At 66.3% G+C, this 21,751-nt stretch carries 18 protein-coding genes; 3 read left to right on the forward strand and 15 right to left on the reverse strand.

The window, feature by feature from the left end; translation table 11 throughout:
• Positions 1–101 precede the first annotated feature (101 nt).
• The 4 genes from phaR to phaC all read right to left on the reverse strand — a co-directional run bounded on the left by phaR (position 102) and on the right by phaC (position 4,817).
• On the reverse strand, positions 102–656 hold the full coding sequence (phaR, locus tag KHP16_RS08515) for a polyhydroxyalkanoate synthesis repressor PhaR (RefSeq protein WP_109580847.1): 555 nt from the start codon (positions 654–656) through the stop codon (positions 102–104).
• A gap of 181 nt (positions 657–837) precedes the next feature.
• Positions 838–1,578: a 3-ketoacyl-ACP reductase gene (locus tag KHP16_RS08520; protein ID WP_109580846.1), complete on the reverse strand. Its 741-nt coding sequence runs from the start codon at positions 1,576–1,578 to the stop codon at positions 838–840.
• A gap of 70 nt (positions 1,579–1,648) precedes the next feature.
• Positions 1,649–2,827, reverse strand: coding sequence for an acetyl-CoA C-acetyltransferase (locus KHP16_RS08525; protein ID WP_109580845.1), 1,179 nt, complete (start codon positions 2,825–2,827; stop codon positions 1,649–1,651).
• Positions 2,828–2,939: 112 nt separating this feature from the next.
• On the reverse strand, positions 2,940–4,817 hold the full coding sequence (gene phaC, locus KHP16_RS08530; RefSeq protein ID WP_415831390.1) for a class I poly(R)-hydroxyalkanoic acid synthase: 1,878 nt from the start codon (positions 4,815–4,817) through the stop codon (positions 2,940–2,942).
• A 466-nt stretch (positions 4,818–5,283) separates the two neighbouring features.
• Between phaC and KHP16_RS08535 the strand changes: the two genes are divergently transcribed.
• Positions 5,284–5,502, forward strand: coding sequence for a hypothetical protein (locus tag KHP16_RS08535; RefSeq protein ID WP_109580844.1), 219 nt, complete (start codon positions 5,284–5,286; stop codon positions 5,500–5,502).
• Positions 5,503–5,671: 169 nt separating this feature from the next.
• Here KHP16_RS08535 and pgeF read toward each other — a convergent pair whose 3' ends face one another.
• On the reverse strand, positions 5,672–6,544 hold the full coding sequence (pgeF, locus tag KHP16_RS08540) for a peptidoglycan editing factor PgeF (RefSeq protein WP_211959937.1): 873 nt from the start codon (positions 6,542–6,544) through the stop codon (positions 5,672–5,674).
• A complete protein-coding gene (locus KHP16_RS08545) occupies positions 6,531–7,982 on the reverse strand; it encodes an RluA family pseudouridine synthase (RefSeq protein ID WP_211959938.1) in 1,452 nt (483 codons plus the stop codon). Before KHP16_RS08545 ends, pgeF begins: the two co-directional genes overlap by 14 nt.
• 16 nt (positions 7,983–7,998) lie before the next feature.
• Between KHP16_RS08545 and KHP16_RS08550 the strand changes: the two genes are divergently transcribed.
• Complete coding sequence (locus KHP16_RS08550; protein WP_373561890.1) at positions 7,999–8,868, forward strand: outer membrane protein assembly factor BamD; 870 nt, start codon at positions 7,999–8,001, stop codon at positions 8,866–8,868.
• A 78-nt stretch (positions 8,869–8,946) separates the two neighbouring features.
• Here the strand turns inward: KHP16_RS08550 and KHP16_RS08555 are convergent, their stop codons facing one another.
• From KHP16_RS08555 to KHP16_RS08565, 3 genes are all read right to left on the reverse strand, one after another.
• The gene (locus KHP16_RS08555; protein ID WP_211959939.1) at positions 8,947–11,184 is read right to left on the reverse strand and encodes an ATP-dependent DNA helicase; all 2,238 of its coding nucleotides are present in this window, start codon (positions 11,182–11,184) and stop codon (positions 8,947–8,949) included.
• Positions 11,181–11,384 (reverse strand): DUF465 domain-containing protein, encoded by a 204-nt coding sequence (locus KHP16_RS08560; RefSeq protein ID WP_109580840.1) that lies wholly within the window; start codon positions 11,382–11,384, stop codon positions 11,181–11,183. Before KHP16_RS08560 ends, KHP16_RS08555 begins: the two co-directional genes overlap by 4 nt.
• Before the next feature lie 69 nt (positions 11,385–11,453).
• Positions 11,454–12,158, reverse strand: a complete 705-nt coding sequence (locus KHP16_RS08565; protein WP_211959940.1) for a hypothetical protein — start codon at positions 12,156–12,158, stop codon at positions 11,454–11,456.
• A gap of 202 nt (positions 12,159–12,360) precedes the next feature.
• Here KHP16_RS08565 and KHP16_RS08570 point away from each other — a divergent pair, with 202 nt between their 5' ends.
• The gene (locus KHP16_RS08570) at positions 12,361–14,724 is read left to right on the forward strand and encodes a Tex family protein (RefSeq protein ID WP_109580838.1); all 2,364 of its coding nucleotides are present in this window, start codon (positions 12,361–12,363) and stop codon (positions 14,722–14,724) included.
• A 76-nt stretch (positions 14,725–14,800) separates the two neighbouring features.
• On the opposite strand, the gene KHP16_RS08575 is transcribed toward KHP16_RS08570, so the two are convergent.
• The 6 genes from KHP16_RS08575 to KHP16_RS08600 form a co-directional block, all read right to left on the reverse strand.
• Positions 14,801–16,702 (reverse strand): potassium transporter Kup, encoded by a 1,902-nt coding sequence (locus KHP16_RS08575; RefSeq protein WP_109580837.1) that lies wholly within the window; start codon positions 16,700–16,702, stop codon positions 14,801–14,803.
• 353 nt (positions 16,703–17,055) lie between these two features.
• Positions 17,056–17,769: an ABC transporter ATP-binding protein gene (locus KHP16_RS08580; protein WP_121490773.1), complete on the reverse strand. Its 714-nt coding sequence runs from the start codon at positions 17,767–17,769 to the stop codon at positions 17,056–17,058.
• Positions 17,766–18,554: an ABC transporter ATP-binding protein gene (locus KHP16_RS08585; RefSeq protein WP_211959941.1), complete on the reverse strand. Its 789-nt coding sequence runs from the start codon at positions 18,552–18,554 to the stop codon at positions 17,766–17,768. Before KHP16_RS08585 ends, KHP16_RS08580 begins: the two co-directional genes overlap by 4 nt.
• Positions 18,551–19,600 carry a branched-chain amino acid ABC transporter permease gene (locus KHP16_RS08590; protein WP_211959942.1) on the reverse strand — a complete coding sequence of 350 codons (1,050 nt, stop codon included), beginning with the start codon at positions 19,598–19,600 and terminating at the stop codon, positions 18,551–18,553. Before KHP16_RS08590 ends, KHP16_RS08585 begins: the two co-directional genes overlap by 4 nt.
• Before the next feature lie 5 nt (positions 19,601–19,605).
• Complete coding sequence (locus KHP16_RS08595; protein WP_115952897.1) at positions 19,606–20,472, reverse strand: branched-chain amino acid ABC transporter permease; 867 nt, start codon at positions 20,470–20,472, stop codon at positions 19,606–19,608.
• 30 nt (positions 20,473–20,502) lie between these two features.
• Entirely contained in the window at positions 20,503–21,696 is a 1,194-nt protein-coding gene (locus KHP16_RS08600) for an ABC transporter substrate-binding protein (protein ID WP_115952443.1), read from the reverse strand.
• Between the last annotated feature and the right edge of the window lie 55 nt (positions 21,697–21,751).

A 21,751-nucleotide genomic window follows, 5' to 3' on the forward strand; every position in this document is an offset into this window, starting at 1 on the left:
TTACCCCGGTTTGCGCGCTCGCGCGGCGCGATATGATCGAGCGGGATCGGACGTGCCCGAAACCTGCCCGACCGCGTCGTACTTGTGTGTGGAGGGGGGATTTACTTCTTGGTGTCCTGCTGATTGAACGGGAAGGTCCCGAACATGTTCTTGGCCTGGCTCTGCATCTGCTCCTGCATCTGCACGAACAGGTTCTTGCTCTGCTCGATGTAGTTGCTCATCATGCCTTGCATCATCGGGCCCTGCATGTTCATGAACTGGGACCACATGTCGGGGCTGAACGCTTCGCCCGAGTAGAGCCCCTTGGAGTTTTCGGCGAGCTTGTTCTGGATGTCGATGAACGCCTGGATGTTCTTTTCCAGATACGTGCCCATCATGCCCTGCATCGCGTGGCCGTAGAAGCGGATGATCTGCGAGAGCATCGGGCTCGAGAACATCGGCACGCCGCCGGTTTCTTCTTCCAGAATGATCTGCAGCAGGATGCTGCGCGTGAGTTCCTCGCCGGACTTGGCGTCAACCACCTTGAACTCTTCCGAGTCCATGACCAGCTGTTTGACGTCCGCGAGGGTGATGTAGGTACTGGTCTGCGTATCGTAGAGCCTGCGATTGGGATACTTCTTGATCAGTCGCTCTGCGCCTTTCTTTGTCGTGGCCATCGGTGCTCTATCCTTTGTCGTCGCCGCGCTCCGCTCTGTTTTGGTGCCGGCTGCGCCGCTGCCCCTGATTCTATGCTCAAGAAAGCACTATGGAAAGCCGCCACGGTTTAAGGAAAACCCGCAGCGCAGCACACATTGCCCTGCCGTGTGTGCCGCGCCGCGCGCGGCTAACCGGACCGCATCAGCCCATGTGGAGACCGCCGTTCAGCGAGAAGTCCGCACCGGTCGCGAAGCCGGACTCGTCCGACGAGAGCCAAGAGCAGATCGACGCGATTTCCTCGGGCAGGCCCAGGCGCTTGACCGGGATCGTCGCCACGATCTTGTCCAGCACGTCCTGGCGGATCGCCTTGACCATGTCCGTGGCGATGTAGCCCGGCGACACCGTGTTCACGGTCACGCCCTTTGTGGCCATTTCCTGCGCCAGCGCCATCGTGAAGCCATGCAGGCCGGCCTTGGCCGTCGAATAGTTCGTCTGACCGAACTGGCCCTTCTGGCCGTTGACCGACGAGATATTCACGATCCGGCCGAAGCCGCGGTCCGCCATGCCGTCGATGACCTGCTTGGTCACGTTGAACAGCGAGGTCAGGTTCGTGTCGATCACCGCGTCCCAGTCGGCACGCGTCATCTTGCGGAACACCACGTCGCGCGTGATGCCCGCGTTGTTGATGAGCACGTCCACTTCGCCGACCTCGGCCTTCACCTTGTCGAACGCGGCCTTGGTCGAGTCCCAGTCCGCGACGTTTCCTTCGGACGCCACGAATTCGAAACCGAGCGCGCGCTGCTGCTCCAGCCACTTCTCGCGGCGCGGCGAGTTCGGGCCGCAGCCAGCCACCACCTTGAAGCCGTCCCGTGCCAGACGCTGGCAAATCGCGGTCCCGATACCGCCCATGCCGCCGGTCACATATGCAATGCGCTGAGTCATTATTCGCTCCTAGTTGGCTTTATTGTCGATTGTCGATCATCGATCGTTAGTTGCCTGTTGTGGAAACCCCTCACCGTTCCACGGCCAGCGCGACACCCATGCCGCCGCCGATACACAGCGATGCGAGGCCCTTTTTGGCATCGCGTCGCTTCATCTCGTGCAGCAGCGTGACGAGAATCCGGCAGCCCGATGCGCCGATCGGATGACCGATCGCGATCGCACCGCCGTTCACGTTGATCTTCGAGGTGTCCCAGCCCATTTGCTGATGCACGGCCAGCGCCTGCGCGGCAAACGCCTCGTTGATCTCCATCAGGTCCAGATCGTTCACGGTCCAGCCCGCGCGCGACAGGCAGCGCCTGGATGCCGGCACCGGGCCGATGCCCATCACGGCCGGATCCACGCCCGCGTTCGCGTACGCCTTGATCGTCGCGAGCGGCGTCAGGCCGAGTTCCTTTGCCTTGGCGGCCGACATCACGACCACAGCGGCCGCACCGTCGTTGATGCCCGAGGCGTTCGCGGCGGTCACCGTGCCCGACTTGTCGAAGGCGGGCTTGAGGCCCGAGATGCTGTCCAGCGTCGCGCCCTGGCGCACGAACTCGTCCGTCTTGAACGCGATGGGGTCGCCCTTGCGCTGCGGAATCAGGACGGGAACGATTTCCTCGTCGAAGCGGCCCGCCTTCTGCGCGGCCTCGGCCTTGTTCTGCGATTGCACCGCGAACTCGTCCTGCGCCTCGCGCGAGATGCCGTACTCCTTGGCCACGTTCTCGGCCGTGATACCCATGTGGTACTGGTTATAGACGTCCCACAGGCCATCGACGATCATCGAGTCGATCAGCTTGGCATCGCCCATGCGGAAGCCGTCGCGCGAGCCCGGCAGCACGTGCGGCGCGGCGCTCATGTTCTCCATGCCGCCCGCCACGACGATCTCGGCATCGCCGGCCGTGATCGCGTTGGCGGCGAGCATCACGGCCTTCAGGCCGGAACCGCACACCTTGTTGATGGTCATGGCGGGCACCATGTCCGGCAGCCCCGCCTTGCGCGACGCCTGGCGCGCCGGATTCTGGCCGGCGCCCGCCGTCAGCACCTGGCCCATGATGACTTCGCTGACCTGGTCGGGCTTGACCCCCGCGCGCTCGAGCGCGGCCTTGATCACGATCGCGCCCAGTTCCGGCGCCGGAATCTTGGCCAGCGAGCCGCCAAACTTGCCCACGCCGGTACGGGCGGCGGAAACGATGACGATGTCAGTCATTTGAGATCCTCTCGAAAGGTATGCAGATCGGTTCGAAAAGCGGGACCGCGGTCACCCGCGGGACCCGTGTGTCAGGTGACGCGCGTCCACGCCGGGACGCGCGGGCCAGCTGTCATGCGCGCGCTTTGACGTAACGGCCCGGCGCGGCCTCGATGGCCTTGTAATGCGCGTTGCCATACGTCGTGGGCGCCGCGCGCTTGGGCCCGGCCTGTCTGGCGAGCCAGTTATCCCAGTCCGGCCACCAGCTGCCGGCATGTTCGGTCGCGCCGGCCAGCCATTCCTGCGCGGTGCCAGGCAACGCGTCGTTGGTCCAGTGACTGCGCTTTTTCTTGGCCGGGGGATTGATCACGCCGGCAATATGGCCCGACGCGCCGAGCACGAAGCGCAGCTTGTTCTCGAGCAGCGCGGTCGATGCGTAGGCCGACGTCCACGGCACGATGTGGTCTTCACGCGAGCCGTAGATGTAGGTCGGGACGTCGATCGCGCCGAGATCGATCGGCGCGTTGCAGACCGTCAGTTTGCCCGGTGTCTTCAATTCGTTTTGCAGATACGTATGACGCAGATACCAGCAGTACCATGGGCCCGGCAGGTTGGTCGCGTCGCCGTTCCAGAACAGCAGGTCGAACGGGACCGGCGTCTTGCCCTTGAGGTAGTTGTCGACCACGTAGTTCCAGACGAGGTCGTTGGGCCGCAGGAACGAGAACGTATTCGCCAACTCCACGCCGCGCAGCAGCGCGCAGGGCGCGCCGGCCGTGCCGCCGATGGTCGCCTCCCGCAACTGCACGTGGGCCTCGTCGACGAACACGTCCAGGATGCCGGTGTCGCTGAAGTCGAGCAGCGTGGTCAGCAGCGTCAGGCTGGCGGCCGGACGTTCGCCCCGCGCGGCCAGTACCGCGAGCGCCGTGGCGACGATCGTGCCGCCCACGCAGAAACCGAGCACATTGATCTGGTCCTGCCCGCTGATATCGCGCGCGACCTCGATCGCGCGGATCGCCGCGTGTTCGATGTAGTCGTCCCACGTACGCTCGGCCATCGTCGCGTCGGGGTTGCGCCATGACACGAGGAAGACCGTATGGCCCTGTTCCACCGCGTGCCGCACGAGCGAGCTCTCGGGCTGCAGGTCGAGGATGTAGAACTTGTTGATGCACGGCGGCACCAGCAGCAGCGGCCGCGCATAGACCTTGTCAGTCAGCGGCTTGTACTGAAGCAGCTGGAAGTATTCGTTCTCGTAGACCACCGCCCCTTCGCTGACGGCGACGTTGCGGCCGACCTCGAACGCGGTCTCGTCGGTCTGCGAGATCTTGCCGCGCTGCAGGTCCTCGAGCATATTGCGCACGCCCGCGCGCAGCGACTCGCCGCCCGATTCAATCAGGCGCTGCTGGGCGTCGGGATTGGTCGCGAGGAAGTTGGCGGGCGACATCGCATCGACCCATTGCGACACCGCGAAGCGGATGCGCTGGCGCGTCTTGCTGTCGGCCTCGACGGCGTCGGCCATTTCGGTCATCGCGCGCGCGGTCAGCAGGTAGAACGCCGCCGCGTAGTGGTATGGCGCGTTGTTGCGCCACGCTTCGCTCGAGAAGCGGCGGTCGTTCAGCGGGGCATGATGCGGGGCATGGCCGTTGCCGCCCGCGGCGCCGCTGGCGGCCGCCTTGGCGCCGTTCGCCGCCCCAGCGGCGGCCGCGCTGGCCTGCGCCGCGGCGGTCTCGCCCATCTCGCGCCACAGCTGCGTGAAGTCCTGCAGGTAGCGTTGCTGGATCTGCGCGAGCTGCGTGGGGGCGATTTTCACCGGCGTGGCCTGCGCGCCGCCGAACGCGTTCTGGAACATGCGCGCGAAGGCTTCGCCGCCGGGGAAACCCTCGGCGGAGAATGGGGCGCCAGCGGGGAATGCGCCCGTGGGAAATTGGCCGTTAGGGAATGTGGCACCAGGGAAGGCACCGAACGAAGCGCCGGGAAACGCCCCCGGCATGGCGCCCGGCATGCCGCCGGTCATGTCGGGTGCCCACTGTCGGGACCATTCCAGCCATGCGGCTGGATCGAATGGCCCCGGCACGAACTGAGATGGTTGGGACTTGCCTTCCTTTTCGGAAGCTGCCGCACCTTTGCCGGTCGCCATGATGTAATCGTCTCTTTGCCGTCGATTGCGCTGCGTTCTTGCCGCGAAAATGTCGACGGGAACGGGGTACCTGTCTCCCGACCCGCCCCTGATCCGGCCTGGTCTGCCGGATGCGTGGCCCACTGGAACCTTGCCCGGTTCGTGCCGGGCTCCACGGGGGGCCGTGCGCTATGCTGCGGGGTGCTGCGTGAATCTGTCTGAACCCTGCTTGTTCCGATACATTTGAAGGCATTGTTGCCTTGCAAGGGAGGGCCTGTCAATGCGGACTTCCGTATGGCGGTTTTATCCTCCAGGGCCTACCTCACGGTAGGGTCGGCGTCTATCACAACGAGTTGAAACAACGATGTATATCGTAGCGATCGCCTGGCTGTACGTCGCGCTGATGATGGCTATCTCGGAACACACCGTCGTGGCGGGGGTGCTGACGTTTTTGGGCTATGGCGTGGGGCCTGTGGCGTTGATCCTGTACATCCTCGGGACGCCTGCGCGGAAGCGGAGGCGGAAGGCCCGGGAGGCCGCTGAAGCCGCGGCCTCCGCGCCACCGCCCTCCGAGTCGCGCTGACCTCGGGTTGGCGGTGGCCTCTGGTTTTGCACCGGCGCCACGTTGGGCTGCGACTGTGGCTTCGTTTGCGTTTGCGTTTGCGGCTGTGGCTGCGGTCGTGGCTGTGGCTGTGGCTGTGGCTGTGGCTGCGGCTGGGTCCGCTATGGAGCTGGATGGCTGAGCAAGGGCCTTAGTCCGCCAGCCACACCAGGGTCGCCATGCGGCCCGTGACGCCGTCACGGCGATACGAGAAAAACCGTTCGGCATCGGTGACGGTGCAGGTATCGCCGCCATAGACGTCCACGCACCCCGCGCGGTGCAGCCGCGTGCGGGCCAGCGCATAGAGGTCGGCCAGATACTTGCCGGGGCTTCCCGCCACCGGGCGGAATGCGGCGTCCACCGCGGCATGCTCGTCTTCTCTCGCGGCGGCAAGAAACGCCTCGCGGACCTCTGCGCCGACTTCGAATGCCGATGGGCCGATGGCCGGGCCCAGCCATGCCAGCCACTGCGGCGACGGCTCCCCTGCCCGCTGGGCCATGCGCGCGATGGTCGCCTCGATCACGCCCGCGCAGAGCCCCCGCCATCCCGCATGGGCGGCGCCCACCACGGTACCCGCCCGGTCGCACAGCAGCACGGGCAGGCAGTCCGCCGTCATGATCGCGCAGACATGACCCGCGGTGGCCGACACACTGGCGTCCGCGCGCGGCACGCCGGGGCCGGACTGAGCCACGGCGCCGGCCGCGCGACGGGTTGCGCTGCCGGTCGCGTCGGTCGCGTCGGTCGCGCCGGGCGCGTCGGGCGCGTCGTCGGCGGTGGCGACGGCGCAGCCGTGGACCTGTTCGAGCCATTGCGGCATCGCGGGCAACCGCGCGGCGAGGCGCGCACGGTTGGTGGCGACGGCTTCCGGGGCGTCGCCGACGTGGGTGCCGAGGTTGAGCCCGCCGGGACTGCCGTCGGCGAGCCCGTACGGCGCGGCGCTCACGCCGCCGAGGCGCGTGGTTGACAGCGCGCGCACGCGCGCCGGCGCGGGCCAGTCTGGGACGATCCAGTCAGCGCCGGCCATTGCCACCTGCCTTCTTGCCACCTGCCGTGTTGCCGCCCACCTTCCTGTCACGCTCTTCGCCGTCGGTCTCGTCGGTCTCGTCGGTCTCGTCGGTCTCGTCGGTCTCGTCGGTCTCGTCGGTCTCGTCGGTCTCGTCGTCCTCGTCGTCCTCGTCGTCCTCGTCGTCCTCGTCGTCCTCGTCGTCCTCGTCGTCCTCGTCGTCCTCGTCGTCCTCGTCCTCGCCTCCGCCGATATATAGCCCATTGGCATCGTACTGTGAGGCATCGAAGGCGCCGTCATCGTCCTCCTCGCCCTCGTACCCTTCGAAATCGAGGGCATCGATCAGCGCCTGGAGGTCCTCGGGGGGCGGGGCTTCCCAGGATATCTTGCGGCCCGTGGCGGGATGGATGAGGCCGAGCCGGTAGGCATGCAGCGCCTGCCGCGTGAACGGCACCGGCAGCGGCACGCGAATGGCCGGACGTTGGCCGCGTTGCGTAGCCTTGTGGTAGACGGGGTCGCCCAGCAGCGGATGACCGATCGACTCGAAGTGCACGCGGATCTGATGCGTGCGGCCCGTCTCGAGCTGGCATTCCACGTACGAAACCTTCGACCGCCCCAGCGGCACCGTCGCCAACGTACGGAAATGCGTCCGCGACGGCTTGCCGCTGTTCGTGTGGACGATGGCCATGCGCGTCCGCTCGCGCGGATCGCGGCCGATCGGCGCGTCGATCGTGCCCTCGTCGGGCGTCTGCCCCCACACCAGCGCGATATACGTCCGCTTGACCGTGCGCGCCTGCAACTGACGCACGAGGTCCGTCTGCGCCGTGAGCGTGCGCGCCACGACCATCAGCCCAGAGGTCTCCTTGTCGAGCCGATGGACGATACCGGCGCGCGGCAGCGAAGACGAACCCGGATAGCGATACAGCAGCCCATTGAGCACCGTCCCGCTCCAGTTGCCCGCCGCCGGATGCACGACGAGCCCGGCCGGCTTGTCGATGACGAGCAGCGTCGCGTCTTCGTAGACGACGTCCAGCGGCACATCCTCCGCCGTGAAGGCATGGGTCTCGGGCGACGCCTGCGGCTGGATGTCGATGCGCTGCCCCATCTGGACGGCATCCTTGGCGCGCCGGGGCTCGCCATCCACGCGCACGGCGCCGTCCTCGATCCATTGCTGGATCCGGCTGCGCGAAAATTCCTTGAAATGCCGGGCGAGCAGTTTGTCGAGACGTTCGCCATGTGCGGCACTATCGACCTCGAGTGTCAGCGGCGCCATATCCGACTGCGCCGGCATGGCGCCGGAGGCGCTTCCGTCGGCCTCGTCGCCGGCATCATCGTCGGTGTCGTCGAGCTCGGGATCGGTCAATTCCGTGGGCGCGAGCCGGTTGCGTTCGCGGGGTACCCCTGCAATGCCGTTTTCGGGCTGGGGGGTTGGGCTATAATGCTTGGCGCTATTTTTCATCCGGGATAGGTTGCCCATGCATTTGCAGAGCACAGAATTGCAGAGCACTAAAAAGCTGAGCACCAAGAGCACTAAGCGCGCCGACTGGCGCGCCAGAGTTGGAGCCATGTTGCTCGCAGGCGGCTGCGTGCTGCTGTCCGCGTGCGGCCTGCTTGGGGACCAGCCTGACGAAACGGCTGGCTGGTCGGCCAACAAATTATATTCGGAAGCCAAGGACGCGCTCGACGGCGGCGACTATACGCGAGCGGTCAAGCTGTACGAAAAGCTCGAAGGACGCTATCCGTTCGGCCGTTATGCGCAGCAGGCGCAGATCGACACCGCGTACGCGAACTACCGTGACGGCGAAACCGCCGCCGCGCTCGCCGCGATCGACCGCTTCATCCAGCTGCATCCGAGCCATCCGAACATCGATTACGCCTACTACCTCAAGGGGCTGATCAACTTCAACGACAACCTCGGCTGGCTGGGCCGGTTCTCGGGGCAGGATCTCAGCGAACGCGACCCGAAGGCGGCCAAGGCGGCGTTCGACGCGTTCAACACGCTGGTCACGCGCTTCCCGGACAGCAAGTACACCGAGGATGCGCGCCAGCGCATGCAGTACATCGTCAACGCCCTGGCGCAGCACGAGGTGCACGCCGCGCGCTACTACTATCGCCGCGGCGCCTACCTGGCCGCCGTGAACCGCGCCCAGCAGTCGCTCAAGGAATACGACGGCGCGCCGGCGAACGAAGAAGCGCTGTACATCATGATCCGTTCGTACGACTCGCTCGGCATGAAGGATCTGCGCGACGATACGGCCCGCGTGATGGAACACAACTATCCCAACAGCGATTTCATCAAGTACGGTGAGCGCCGGAAGGACAAGTCTTGGTGGGAAGTGTTCTGACAGGCTGACGCCAACGTAAAAAAACCTCGCGCAAGCGAGGTTTTTTTATGCCTTGGGTGTGTGCCTCGTCTATTGGGCTCACGCCTTCGGCGCCCGCAGATCCTCGAGGAACTTGATCACGGTTGCCGCCTCGCGCGTCCGCGTGAACGGCGGCAGGCTTTGCCAGATCTGGCGCCCATAGGGTTTCTCGACCAGACGCATATCGCAGATCGCCAGCACGCCTCTATCGGATTCCGAGCGGATCAGCCGCCCCGCCCCCTGCTTGAGCGTGATGACCGCATGCGGCAGCTGGTGGACCGCGAACGGGCTCAGGCCCTTCTTCTGCAGCACCTCCATGCGCGCGGCGAGCACGGGGTCATCGGGCGGCGCGAACGGCAGCTTGTCGATGATCACGAGGGATAGTGCCTCGCCACGGACATCGACGCCCTCCCAGAAACTCTGGCTGCCGACGAGCACCGCATTACCGAGCTCCCGGAAGCGGTCGAGCAGTTCGGTGCGGCTGGCCTGCCCCTGCACGAGCAGCGGCAGTTCCAGCCCGCGCTCCGCGAACGCGTCGTACAGCATGTCGGAGGCCTTCTGCACCGCGCGAAGCGTCGTGCAGAGCAGGAACGTGCGGCCGCCCGCCGCTTCGATCAGCGGCAGCGCGCGCTCGACGACGGCTTCGGTGAAGTTCGGGGCCTGCGGCTGCGGCATGTCGCGCGGCACGTAGAGCAGGCCCTGCGACGCGTAGTCGAACGGGCTAGGCAGCGTCAGCGAGCGGTCCTTGTCCAGACCGAGCTGCGCGGCGTAATGGGCGAAATTGCCCTTTACCGACAGCGTGGCCGACGTGAAGACCCATGCGCGCGGCTGCCCTTCGCGCTGCCGCGTGAAGATCGGGGCAATGGACAGCGGCGTGCGATGCAGCTGGACCGACTGGGAGAAGACTTCGACCCAGCGCACAGTTTCGGGGCCGGCGGCCTTTCTCGCGTCGGTGGCCGCGGGCGTGGCGGTGGCCGTTGCGGCGTCGGTCGCTGCGTCGGTCGTGGCCGCCTCATCGCCGGCCTTGGGTTCCGGCGTGGGCGCGGCCGCGGAGACCGCATCGTTGCGCCACGCGGTCAGACGTTGCGAGAGTTCCACCGCGCGCCGGTGGCATTGCTCGAGCGACTCCGCGCGCTCGGCCTGGCTCTCCAGCGCCTCCACGAAATCGCCGAGCGCGGCGTCCACCGCATCGAGCGTCTCGAAGAACGGTTCGCGCATGCGCGGGTCCGACTCGATCTGGCCGACGGCCAGCCGCATGTTGTCGCGACCGAAGACGAGCCGCAGATCGCGGGTGGCGCGCTCGAGCGGCGCGCCGAGCGCGACCCAGTCCACCGCGTCACGCGCGTGCGACAGGCCTTCCGCGACCGTATCGCGCGCGATCTCGAGCAACTGGCTCGTGGAAAGCGTGTCGCCGAAGAATAGCGTCGCGGTTTCCGGAAGCTGGTGCGCCTCGTCGAAGATCACGGTGTTCGCGGCCGGCAGCAACTCGGCCATGCCCGTGTCGCGCAGCACCACGTCCGCGAAGAACAGGTGGTGGTTCACGACCACCACGTCCGCCTGCTGCGCCTCCTTGCGGGCGCGCATGACGAAGCATTCCTTGTAGTTCGGGCATTCGCTGCCGAGGCAGTTGTCGCGCGTCGACGTGACCAGCTGCCAGACCGGCGCGTTCTCCGGGACGGCCGACAGTTCGGCCTTGTCACCGGACGCCGACGTCTTGGCGAATTTCGAAATATCGCGCAGCCACGCCACGTCCTGCTTCGACGCGAGGCGGCCATTGGCCTGCGCGCGTTCGAGGTGGTAATGACACACGTAGTTCGCACGGCCCTTGAGCAGCGACACCGACACCGGCACGTTCAACGCGTGCCGCACGGTCGGAATATCGCGCAGGAAGAGCTGGTCCTGGAGGTTCTTGGTCCCCGTGGAGAGGATCACCTTGCCGCCCCACAGCATCGCGGGAACAAGGTAGGCGTAGGTCTTGCCGGTGCCCGTGCCGGCCTCGACGATCACGGTGTCGTGTTCGGCGATGGCGCCCGCTACCGCTTCGGCCATCTGCTGCTGCGAGGCGCGCGGACGATAACCGGGAATCGCGCTCGCGAGCGTGCCCGTCTCCGCGAAAATCTTGCCGAGTTGCTGGGCCTGCGTGGCCAGTTGCGCCGCGGTCGCGGCGCGCAGCTCGGACGCCAGGCCGGCGGCTTCGTCGCCGGCGGCGGGGTCACCGCCCTCTTCGGGCGGCAGGGCGGTAAGGTCTGACACTATGGGGGATGGTTCTCTGTACGCTGTAGGGACCGTGCCGGTCATGCCGGTACATCGGGTTCGAGTTGTAGCTGCAGCAGCATGATCGCGTCCTTGAGCTTGAGGCGCCGTTTCTTCAGGCGCCGCAGCTGCAGTTCGTCGTGCGCGGCATCCGCGGACAGACGATCGATCAGGTAATCGAGGTCGCGATGTTCGATCTGCAATTCGATGATCCGCCGAGAGACGGTATTGAGGTTGTCGTCCATATGCGTATCGTCCCGCCGCTTATCGTCCCGCCCGTATCTTCCAACCTGCGCGTCCAACCTGCGGCCCGCTCAGAACCCGAACGGGCTCGGCGTGCTGCCACCCGGATTCTGCTTCTGCTTCGCGTTCTCGCGGCGCTCGTCCAGCGCCTTCTGACGCTCGGCGGCCTGCCGCTGCTTCTCTTCGAACGCCTTGACGTTCTCCTGCCGCTGACGCGCCTGCTCGGCGCCCTTCTGCTGGGCCTCCTTCACGCGCGCGTCGAAATCGGCCTGCTTCTGCTGGAATGCCTGCGCATTCGCGGCGCGGGACGGCGCATCGGCGGCGCGCTGCGCGTCGCGCAACTGCTGCTCCTGCTGCTTGCGGTCATAGGCGGCGCGGCTCGCCGCCTCGTTGGCCGCGCGGCCCGGCTGGCCCGCTTCGTACTCGGCGCGGCGGATCGCCTGCTCGCGGTCGCGCGTGGCGGCCTTGTAAGCGCGCTCCGCGTCGCCGACATCGAGTTCGCGCTTGCGTAGCACGTGCAGTTCCGCGCGCTGCTCATCCTGCGCCTTCTCGATGCAGCGGTTCACCAGAAACTTGCTGTAGCACTCGCGCTCGGCGAGCGCGAACCGGTAGTTCGTCCAGGCGCGCGCATCGCCGATCGCCTTGCGTTCGCCTTCGAAGTCGCGCTTGACGGGCACCTCCGCCCCCTGCGGCGCGGAAGCCTGCGCATACGCGGTGGACAGGGGCGCGATCGCCGCGGCCAGCAGCAGGCTCAGCGCGAGCAAGGGACGGAGCATGGGAGGCATACGGCCGGCGATGGCAGCCATTCGGAAGGTCACGATCATGGTCGCGATTCTAGCATCCGGCACTCCCTCGGCACTCCCTCGGCCGTCCCGCGGGCGCCTCGTCACGAACAACGATGCAAAAGCACGCCTTACGTCACTGGACCGCCGTCGCGCTTGTGGCAAAATGCCCCGCTTTCGACCGACTGTTTTCCCGATGTCCAACTTGCCTGCTTCCGTCACGCAAAAGATTGTTTCGCTGATTGCGACCGAACTGTCCGTGCAGCCCCGTCAGGTGGCCGCGGCCGTGGAACTGCTGGACGAAGGCGCGACCGTGCCCTTCATCGCCCGCTACCGCAAGGAAGTGACCGGCAATCTGGATGACACGCAGCTGCGTAATCTCGAAGAGCGCCTGCTGTATCTGCGCGACATGGAAGACCGCCGCGCGACGATCCTCGCCTCGATCGAGGAACAGGGCAAGCTGACCGACGAGCTGCGCGCCGCCATCGAGGCCGCCGATACCAAGCAGACGCTCGAGGATCTGTACCTCCCCTACAAGCCGAAGCGCCGCACGCGCGCCCAGATCGCGCGCGAATGCGGCCTGGAGCCGCTGGCGCAGGCATTGCTCGCCGACCCGACGCTGGACCCGCAGGCCGAGGCGACCAAGTTCGTCAACGGCAACCCGACCGCGGACGGCGGCGTGCCCGACGTCAAGGCCGCGCTCGATGGCGCGCGCGACATCCTGTCCGAACAGTTCGGGGAAACCGCCGACCTGCTCGGCAAGCTCCGCGAGCATCTGTGGAACAACGGCGTGGTGACTTCCACCGTGATGGAAGGCAAGGAGACCGCCGAGGAAGAGAAATTCCGCGACTACTACCAGTACAGCGAGACCATCCGCACGGTGCCGTCGCATCGCGCGCTGGCGCTCTTCCGTGGCCGCAATGCGGGTGTGCTGATGGTCAAACTCGGCCTTGGCGAGGAACAGGACGCGATGGTGCCGCATCCATGCGAAGGCATGATCGCGCGCCATGTGGGCATCCAGAACCTGAACCGCCCTGCCGACAAGTGGCTCGGCGACGTGTGCCGCTGGTGCTGGCGCGTCAAGGTGCAGCCGCATCTGGAGACCGAACTGCTGACGCAGCTGCGCGAAACCGCCGAGAACGAGGCGATCAAGGTGTTCGGCCGCAACCTGCACGAACTGCTGCTGGCCGCGCCTGCCGGCCCGAAGGCCGTGATGGGCGTGGACCCGGGCATCCGCACGGGCTGCAAGATCGCCGTGGTCGATGCCACGGGCAAGCTGCTGGAAACCGCGACGATCTATCCGCATGAGCCGCGCCGCGACTGGAACGGATCGCTCGCCACGATGGCGCGCATGGCAAAGCAACATGGCGTGGCGCTGGTGTCGATCGGCAACGGCACGGCCAGCCGCGAGACCGACAAGCTCGTGCAGGACCTGATGCGCAACATGCCCGAACTCAAGCTGACCAAGATCGTGGTGAGCGAGGCCGGCGCTTCGGTGTACTCGGCGTCCGAGCTCGCGGCCAAGGAATTCCCGGACCTCGACGTATCGCTGCGCGGCGCGGTGTCGATCGCGCGCCGTCTGCAGGATCCGCTGGCCGAACTCGTCAAGATCGATCCGAAGTCGATCGGGGTGGGCCAGTACCAGCACGACGTGAACCAGCGCGAGCTGGCGCGGGCGCTGGACGCCGTGGTCGAGGACTGCGTGAACGCGGTGGGTGTCGATGTGAATACCGCCTCGGCGCCGCTGCTCGCGCGGGTGTCGGGGCTGAACACGGTGCTGGCGCGCAATATCGTGGAGTTCCGCGATGCCAACGGCGCGTTCTCCAACCGCGAGGCGCTCAGGAAGGTGCCGCGCCTCGGCGACAAGACGTTCGAGCAGGCAGCGGGCTTTCTGCGGATCAACACGGGCGACAATCCGCTCGACCGGTCGTCGGTGCACCCGGAAGCGTATCCGGTGGTGCAGCGGATTCTGGACCACATCAAGAAGGGCCTGTCCGACGTGATGGGCAACCGCGAGGCGCTGCGTGGATTATCGGCGCAGCAGTTCACCGACGAGACCTTCGGCCTGCCGACGGTGCGGGACATCATCGGCGAACTGGAGAAGCCGGGACGCGATCCGCGTCCGGAGTTCAAGACCGCGACGTTCCAGGACGGCGTGGAGGACGTGAAGGACCTGCAGCCGGGCATGGTGCTCGAAGGCGTGGTTACCAACGTGGCCGCGTTCGGCGCGTTCGTCGATATCGGCGTGCACCAGGACGGCCTGGTTCACATCTCGGCGCTGTCGACGAAGTTCGTCAAGGACGCGCACGAGGTGGTCAAGGCCGGCCAGATCGTGAAGGTCAAGGTGATGGAAGTGGACGTCAAGCGCAACCGGATTGGCCTGACGATGCGGCTGGACGACGAACCGGGACAGGCCGCGCCTCGCACGGGCGGCGGCGATCGGGGTGGCGACCGGGGCGGTCAACGCCATGGCGGCGGCAAGAACTTCGGCGGCGGTGGCCGCCGGGAGGCGGAACCGGCGGGCGCCATGGCAGCGGCCTTCGCCAAGCTGAAGCGGTAACCGCTCTCCCCACCGCATCTCCCCCTCTCCCCTCTCCCTAAAAGTAAAGGAGAGGGGAGCAAACCCTCGGGGCTTGCTAGATCTCGACCTTCGTCCCCAACTCCACCACACGGTTCGCCGGAATCGAAAAGAAGTCCGACGGTTTCGCGCCGTTCTGATGCATCCACGCGAACAAGCTTTCGCGCCACATCGACATCCCCGGCAGTTTCGACGGAATCACCGACTCGCGGGCGATGAAGAACGAGGTTTCCATCAGCTCGAACTCCATGTTCAGCTTGCGCTGGGCAAGGTCGAGCACGCGCTGGACGTCCGGGGTTTCCTTGAAGCCATACTCGGACTTCAGGATGAACACCCCACCTCCAAGATCCTTGCACGTCAACCGGTGATCGTCGTCCACATACGGGATGTCCCGCGTGACGAAGCTCAGGAAGACCACGCGCTCGTGCAGGACGCGGTTGTGCTTCAGGTTGTGCAGCAGCGACACCGGCACCGACTCCGTATTGCCGGTCAGGAACACCGCCGTCCCCTCCACCCGATGCGGCGGATGGGCGAGCAGGCCCGCGATAAACGGCTCCAGCGGAATGCCGTCCTCCAGACTGCGCGCGCGCAGCAGCTTGCGGCCGCTGTACCAGGTCATCAGCAGGAAGAACGCCGCGCTGCCCATCAGCAGCGGGAACCAGCCGCCCTCCGCCACCTTCAGCAGGTTGGCCGAGAAGAACGTGAGGTCCACCAGCAGGAAGCCCGCGCTCAGCAGCGTGACGAACACGGGGTTCCACTTCCAGACACTGCGCATCACGAAGCCCGCGAGGAACGTCGTGATCAGCATCGTCGTGGTCACCGCGATGCCGTACGCGGCGGCAAGGTTCTCCGACTTCTTGAACGAAATGACCACCGCCACCACGAGCACCAGCAGGATCCAGTTGATCACCGGCAGGTAGATCTGGCCCATTTCCGCGGCCGACGTGTAGCGGATGCGCATGCGCGGCACGAAGCCGAGCTGGATCGCCTGGCTGGTCAGCGAGAACGCGCCCGAGATCACGGCCTGCGAGGCGATGACCGTGGCGCAGGTGGCCAGCAGCACCATCGGCAGCAGCAGCGGGCCCGGGACCATCAGGTAGAACGGATTGCTGGCGGCTTCCGGATGCAGCAGGAGCATCGCGCCCTGGCCGAAGTAGTTGAGCATCAGGCTCGGCATCACGAGGATGAACCAGCCGATGCGGATCGGCCGCGCGCCGAAATGACCCATGTCGATGTAGAGCGCTTCCGCCCCCGTCAGCACGAGGAACACCGCGCCGAGGACGATGAACGCCTGCAGCGAATGCTCGATCAGGAAGTTAACGCCATACCAGGGGTTGATCGCCTTGAAGATCTCCGGCGACTGCATCACGTTGTAGATGCCGAGCAGGCCCAGCGTGACGAACCAGACGATCATGATCGGCCCGAACAGCTTGCCCACGGCCGCCGTCCCGTGCCGCTGGATCAGGAATAGCGCGATCAGGATGATCAGCGTGATCGGGATCACGAAATGCGACAGCTGCGGCGCCGCGACCTCGAGGCCCTCCACCGCCGACAGCACGGAGATGGCCGGCGTGATCACCGCATCCCCGTAGAACATGCAGGCGCCGAAGATCGCCAGCATCATCAGCAGCCGCGCCTTCCGCGACCGCGGCGCCGCGGTCCGCAGCACGAGGGCCATCAGGGCGAGCACCCCGCCCTCCCCATTGTTGTCGGCCCGCATCACGAACACGACGTACTTGAGCGAGACCACGATGATCATGGCCCAGAACAGCATCGAGATGACGCCAAGCACGGCATCGGGGCTGAACGGGATGCCATGTTCCTGGCTGAAGCACTCCTTGAGCGCGTAGAGCGGGCTGGTGCCGATGTCACCGAACACCACGCCGATGGCACCGAGGACGAGCGCGCGCGTGCTCGGACTTTCGACGAAGTAATGACTGGTTGCGGATTGGGTGGTCATGGTCAGGGTGTGATGGACCGGTCAGCGCCTCACTGCCCGCCCTCGCCGGGACCTGAGGTCTCGGCGACGCATCGGCGGGTTCTCTCTCACGCAAGTGGTTCCGGTCCGTCGGGCTTATCGCCTTCTTCGATGTGGATGTCTATTGCATTGCACAATTGCGCGCCATTCTAGAGGAAGTGCACCGTTACGACCACTGCTGGGCACCCCGGTCGGACCCGCGAGTGGCGCGGTCGACGCGTCAAGCATGGTGTGCGGCGCAGGGGAGGTCAAGGTCGGCGGCGCTTGATGCGGTTGTTGCGGGCCCGCGACAGGGCCGGGGTTGTCGCCATATTGTGACGACATATCGACTTGGGTTACACGCCAAGCAGGCGGTCGAGGACGGTGGGGCTGGCGGCGAGGTCCTTCGCGTCTCCGGCGGCAACGACCTGGCCTTTCTCGAGCACAACCACACGGTCGGCATGGTCGAGCACGGCGCGATAGTTGCGATCCACCACCACGGCGGCGATGCCGGACGCGCGCACGGTCGCGATCACGCGCCAGATTTCGCGCACGATCATGGGCGCGAGGCCTTCGGTCGCTTCGTCGAGCACGAGACAAGCGGGGTTGGTCATCAGCGCGCGGCCGATCGACAGCATCTGCTGTTCGCCGCCGGACAGCTGCTGGCCGCCATGAGACAGCCGCTCCGCCAGACGGGGGAACAGCGCCAGCACGCGCGCCTCGTCCCAGTCACGGCGGCCATCGACGCCCGCGCGGGCGGCCATGATCAGGTTTTCGCGCACGCTCAGATTCGGAAAGATGCCACGTCCTTCGGGGACATAGGCGACACCTAGCCGGGCGACTTCATGCGGTTGCGCGCGCGATCGGTCTCGTCCGGCGACGAGGATGGTACCTTCGCGCTGGCGCACGTGGCCGAGCAGCGTTCGCAGCAGCGTGCTCTTGCCCATGCCATTGCGGCCCAGCAGCCCGACGGTTTCGCCGGCGCCCACCCGGAAGTCGATGCCGCGCAGAACATGACTCGATTCGTACCACGCATGGATGCCCGTGGCCGCGATGATGTCCGCCGTCATTCCGCCTCTCCGGTGATCGCCGCATCGTCCATCTCGCCGAGATACGCCAGCTGAACCTCGCGATTGGCCCGAATGTCGGCTGGCTCGCCGGAGGCGATGACACTACCGTTGACCATCACCGTGATGCGGTCGGCCACCGCGAAGACCGCCTCCATGTCGTGCTCGACGAGCACGATGGCATGCTCGTCGCGCAGTCCGCGCAGCAGTTCGAGCATGCGCGACGACTCTTCCGCGCCCATGCCCGCAAGCGGTTCGTCCAGCAGCAACGCCACGGGCTGCGTGGCCAGGCACATCGCCACCTCGAGCTGCCGCTTCTGCCCATGCGCGAGTTCGCTCGCCACACGATCCGCATGCACCGCGAGCCCCGCGCGTTCGAGCGCTTCGTCGGCCAGCGCGCGGCTCGTACGGCAGGACTGCGCGGGCTCCCAGAGCCGCCATGCCCGCTGCGCGCGGGACTGCGCGGCCAGCCGGCAGTTTTCGCGTACGGTCAGCGGCAGAAAGATGTTGTTGCGCTGGTAGCTACGGCCAATGCCGCTGCGCGCAAGCCGCGGCTGATCCCAGCCCGTCACGTCCTCGCCCTGCAGCTGCAGCCTGCCCGACGATGGCGGCAGCTCGCCCGACAGCATATTGATCAGCGTCGACTTGCCCGCGCCATTGGTCCCGATGACCGCATGAATCTCGTGCAGCCCGACGCTCAGGTCTACCTCGTTGACGGCAAGGAGCCCGCCGAACCGACGCGTCAGCCGTTCGGCCTGCAGCACGGGCGGCACCAGCGGATCGATCATATGGCCTCCCGCTCCCGCCGCGCCGTGGCCTGTGCGGGGTCTTCCCGCCTGCGCCCGCGCTGCCGCAATACCGCCGGCACACTGACCAGCCCCTTCGGCAGCAGCGCCACCGCGACGATGATGAAGCCGCCCATCAGCAGTTGCCAGTGCCTGGTCAGGCTGCCGAACCACTCGGCCAGCAGCACGAACGAAAACGCCCCAAGCACGGCGCCCGCCAGGCTGCCGACGCCGCCGAGAATCACCATCAGCATCGCGTTCCCGGACTGATGCCACGACGCGATCTCGGGATTCACGAATCCGAACTGGATCGCATAGAGAAATCCCGCAAGCCCGGCAAAGACCCCGCCCGCGACGAACGCCCCAAGCTGGTAGCGGTAAGTCGCATACCCCGCCGCCCGCATGCGCTGCTCGTTGTGCCGAATGCCGACGAGCGCATGCCCGAAGCGCGACCGCAGCAGCATCGCCAGCGCCCCTACCGTGACGACCAGCGCCGCCAGCACGAGCCAATAGAACACCGCCGGATCGTTGACCGAGATCGGCCGCTCGCTCAGCAGTCCGAACTCGGGCCGGAAGTAGATATACGTCCCATCGCTCCCGCCCGCGATCTTCGTGTCGTGGAAGACGAAGTACACCATCTGCGCGAACGCCAGCGTCACCATGATGAAGTACACACCGCGCGTGCGCAGCACCAGCATCCCCACCGCCATTGCCAGCGTGGCGGAAGCGCCCAGCGCGCCGATCAGCAGCAGCCAGCCGTTACCGGCTTCCCCCTGCGGCGAGAGCATCGCCGTGGCATAGGCCGCGACCGCGAAGTAAGCCGCATGGCCGAGGCTCACGAGCCCCGTATAGCCAATCAGCAACTGCAGCGACAACGCGAAGATCGCCATGATCATCACCTTGCTGAGCAGCTCGATGTAGAAGCGGTGGCTGTCCGCCGTCAGCACGAAGGGCGCGGCGCCGAGTATCGCGAACGTGGCAAGCCAGCCCAGCCCATGCAGCCACGCGCGGCGGTGCGGAGACGACGGCGTCTGGAACGGGGAAGTCATGATCGTCAGCCCGCCCGGAACAGACCCTGCGGCTTCCAGAGCAGAATGACCGCCATCAGCAGGTAGATCAGCACGCCCGCGGCGTCCTGCCAGAACACCTTGCCGAAGGTATCGACAAACCCCAGCAACAACGACGCCACCAGCGCGCCCTTGACGGAGCCGATGCCGCCGATCACGACCACGACGAAGCAAACGATGAGCACCTGCCCGCCCATCCCGGGATATACGGAGGAGACCGGTGCCGCGATCATGCCCGCGAGCACCGCCAGCGCCACGCCCAGCGCGAACACCAGCCGGTACAGCAGCGTGACGTTGATACCGAGCGACTGCACCATCTCGCGATTGGCGGCGCCCGCGCGAATCGTCATGCCCAGCCGCGTATGGCGCAGGACGTAGTACATCGCTCCGGCCACCAGCAGGCAGACGGCGGAGATGAACAGGCGATACACCGGATAGGTCATGTCGTTGCCGATGGGCAGCGCACCGTCGAGCAGCGCGGGGATGGGCACGCCATGCACGTCGTCGCCGACGAGAATGCTGCGCAGTTCCTCGAAGACGAGGATCAGGCCATAGGTCATCAGCACCTGTTGCAAATGGTCACGCTGGTACAGGTAGCTGAAGAACAGCCATTCGAGGACATACCCGAACACGATGGCCAGCACGATGCCCAGCGGCAGCGCGACGAACAGGCTGCCCGTGAGGCTGGCCAGCGTGAAGGCCAGATATGCACCGAGCATGTAGAAGCTGCCATGGGCGAGGTTGATCACGCCCATGATCCCGAAGATCAGCGTGAGCCCGCTCGCCACGAGAAACAGGAGCAGGCCGTACTGCACGCTGTTCAGGCACTGAATCAGAAACGACACGACGTCCATACCCAGGTCCATGCCAACCGCTTTCCCGCGTTACAGACGGCAGCCGCGCGCCGGATCGGCGAGCGCGCGTACCGCCACGCCGCCGACCTTGTTCTCGCGGCCGTCCACCTTGCGCAGATAGAAGTCCTGCACGGGATTGTGCGCCCTGGACAGGGTGAACGCACCACGCGGGCTGTCCACGCGCGCGGCCTCCATCGCCTTGTAGACGTCCGCCTTGCGCGTCATGTCGCCCTTGACCGCCGTGGCGCCGGCCGCGAGCAGCTGCGCGGCATCGTAGCCCTGCACCGCATACACATCGGGCTGCAGTTTGTACGCTTTGGCGTACTCGAGGCGAAAGGCCTTGTCGCGCGCGTTGGTCAGGCCGTCCGCATAGTGCAGCGTGGTCTCGAGGCCCTGCGCGGCCGCGCCCTGTGCCTCGAGCGTGCCATCGGTCAGGAAGCCCGACGCGAACAGCGGAATCTTGTCCTTGAGCCCCGCGGCCGCCCAATCCCTGACGAACTTGACGGCGCCGCCGCCCGCGAAGAACACGAAGACCGCATCGGGCTTGAGCGATGCGATCTCGGTGATCTGCGCCTGGAACTCGACGTTCGGGAATGGCAGGCTCAGTTCCTTGACGACCTTGCCGCCCCTGGACTCGAACGCCTCCTTGAAGCCTTTCACGGATTGCTCTCCGGCCGCGTACTTCCATGTAAGCGTGACCACGCGCTTGAGCCCGCGCGATGCGACCACCTGACCCATGGCATATCCCGGCTGCCAGTTGGAGAACGACGATCGGAAGATGTTGGGGCCGCACAGCGGACCGGTGGCCTCATCGACGCCCGCGTTCGGGATGATCAGCAGCGTGTTGGTCTCCTTCACGACCTTGACGATGCCCATCTGCACGCCCGAATGGACGGTCCCGACGACCACGTCGACCTGATCGCGCTTGACGAGCCTGGACGCGTTCTCGGGCGCCTTGGCGGGGTCCGATTCGTCGTCCACCTTGAAGTATTCGACCTCCCTGCCCCCGAGCCTGCCGCCCTGCTCATGCACGTAGAGCCGGAAGCCGTTCTCGATGGCCGTGCCCAGCGCCGCGTACGTACCCGTGTACGGCAGCATGAAACCGACCTTGATCTTGCCGGAAGGGGCCTGGGCCCGCGCGAGCGGGGCGTACGAGACGGCCGTCCCCCACGCGAGCGCGGCCGCGACGGTGAGCGTCAGCATTGGCGGCGGACGGCGATGCATCGGTGTTCTCCTGTCGGTCTCGGGCCAGAGCCTGTGCGCCCGGTGCCCGGGCGCC

This window comes from Cupriavidus plantarum, from assembly GCF_905397285.1.
Classification (GTDB): domain Bacteria; phylum Pseudomonadota; class Gammaproteobacteria; order Burkholderiales; family Burkholderiaceae; genus Cupriavidus; species Cupriavidus plantarum.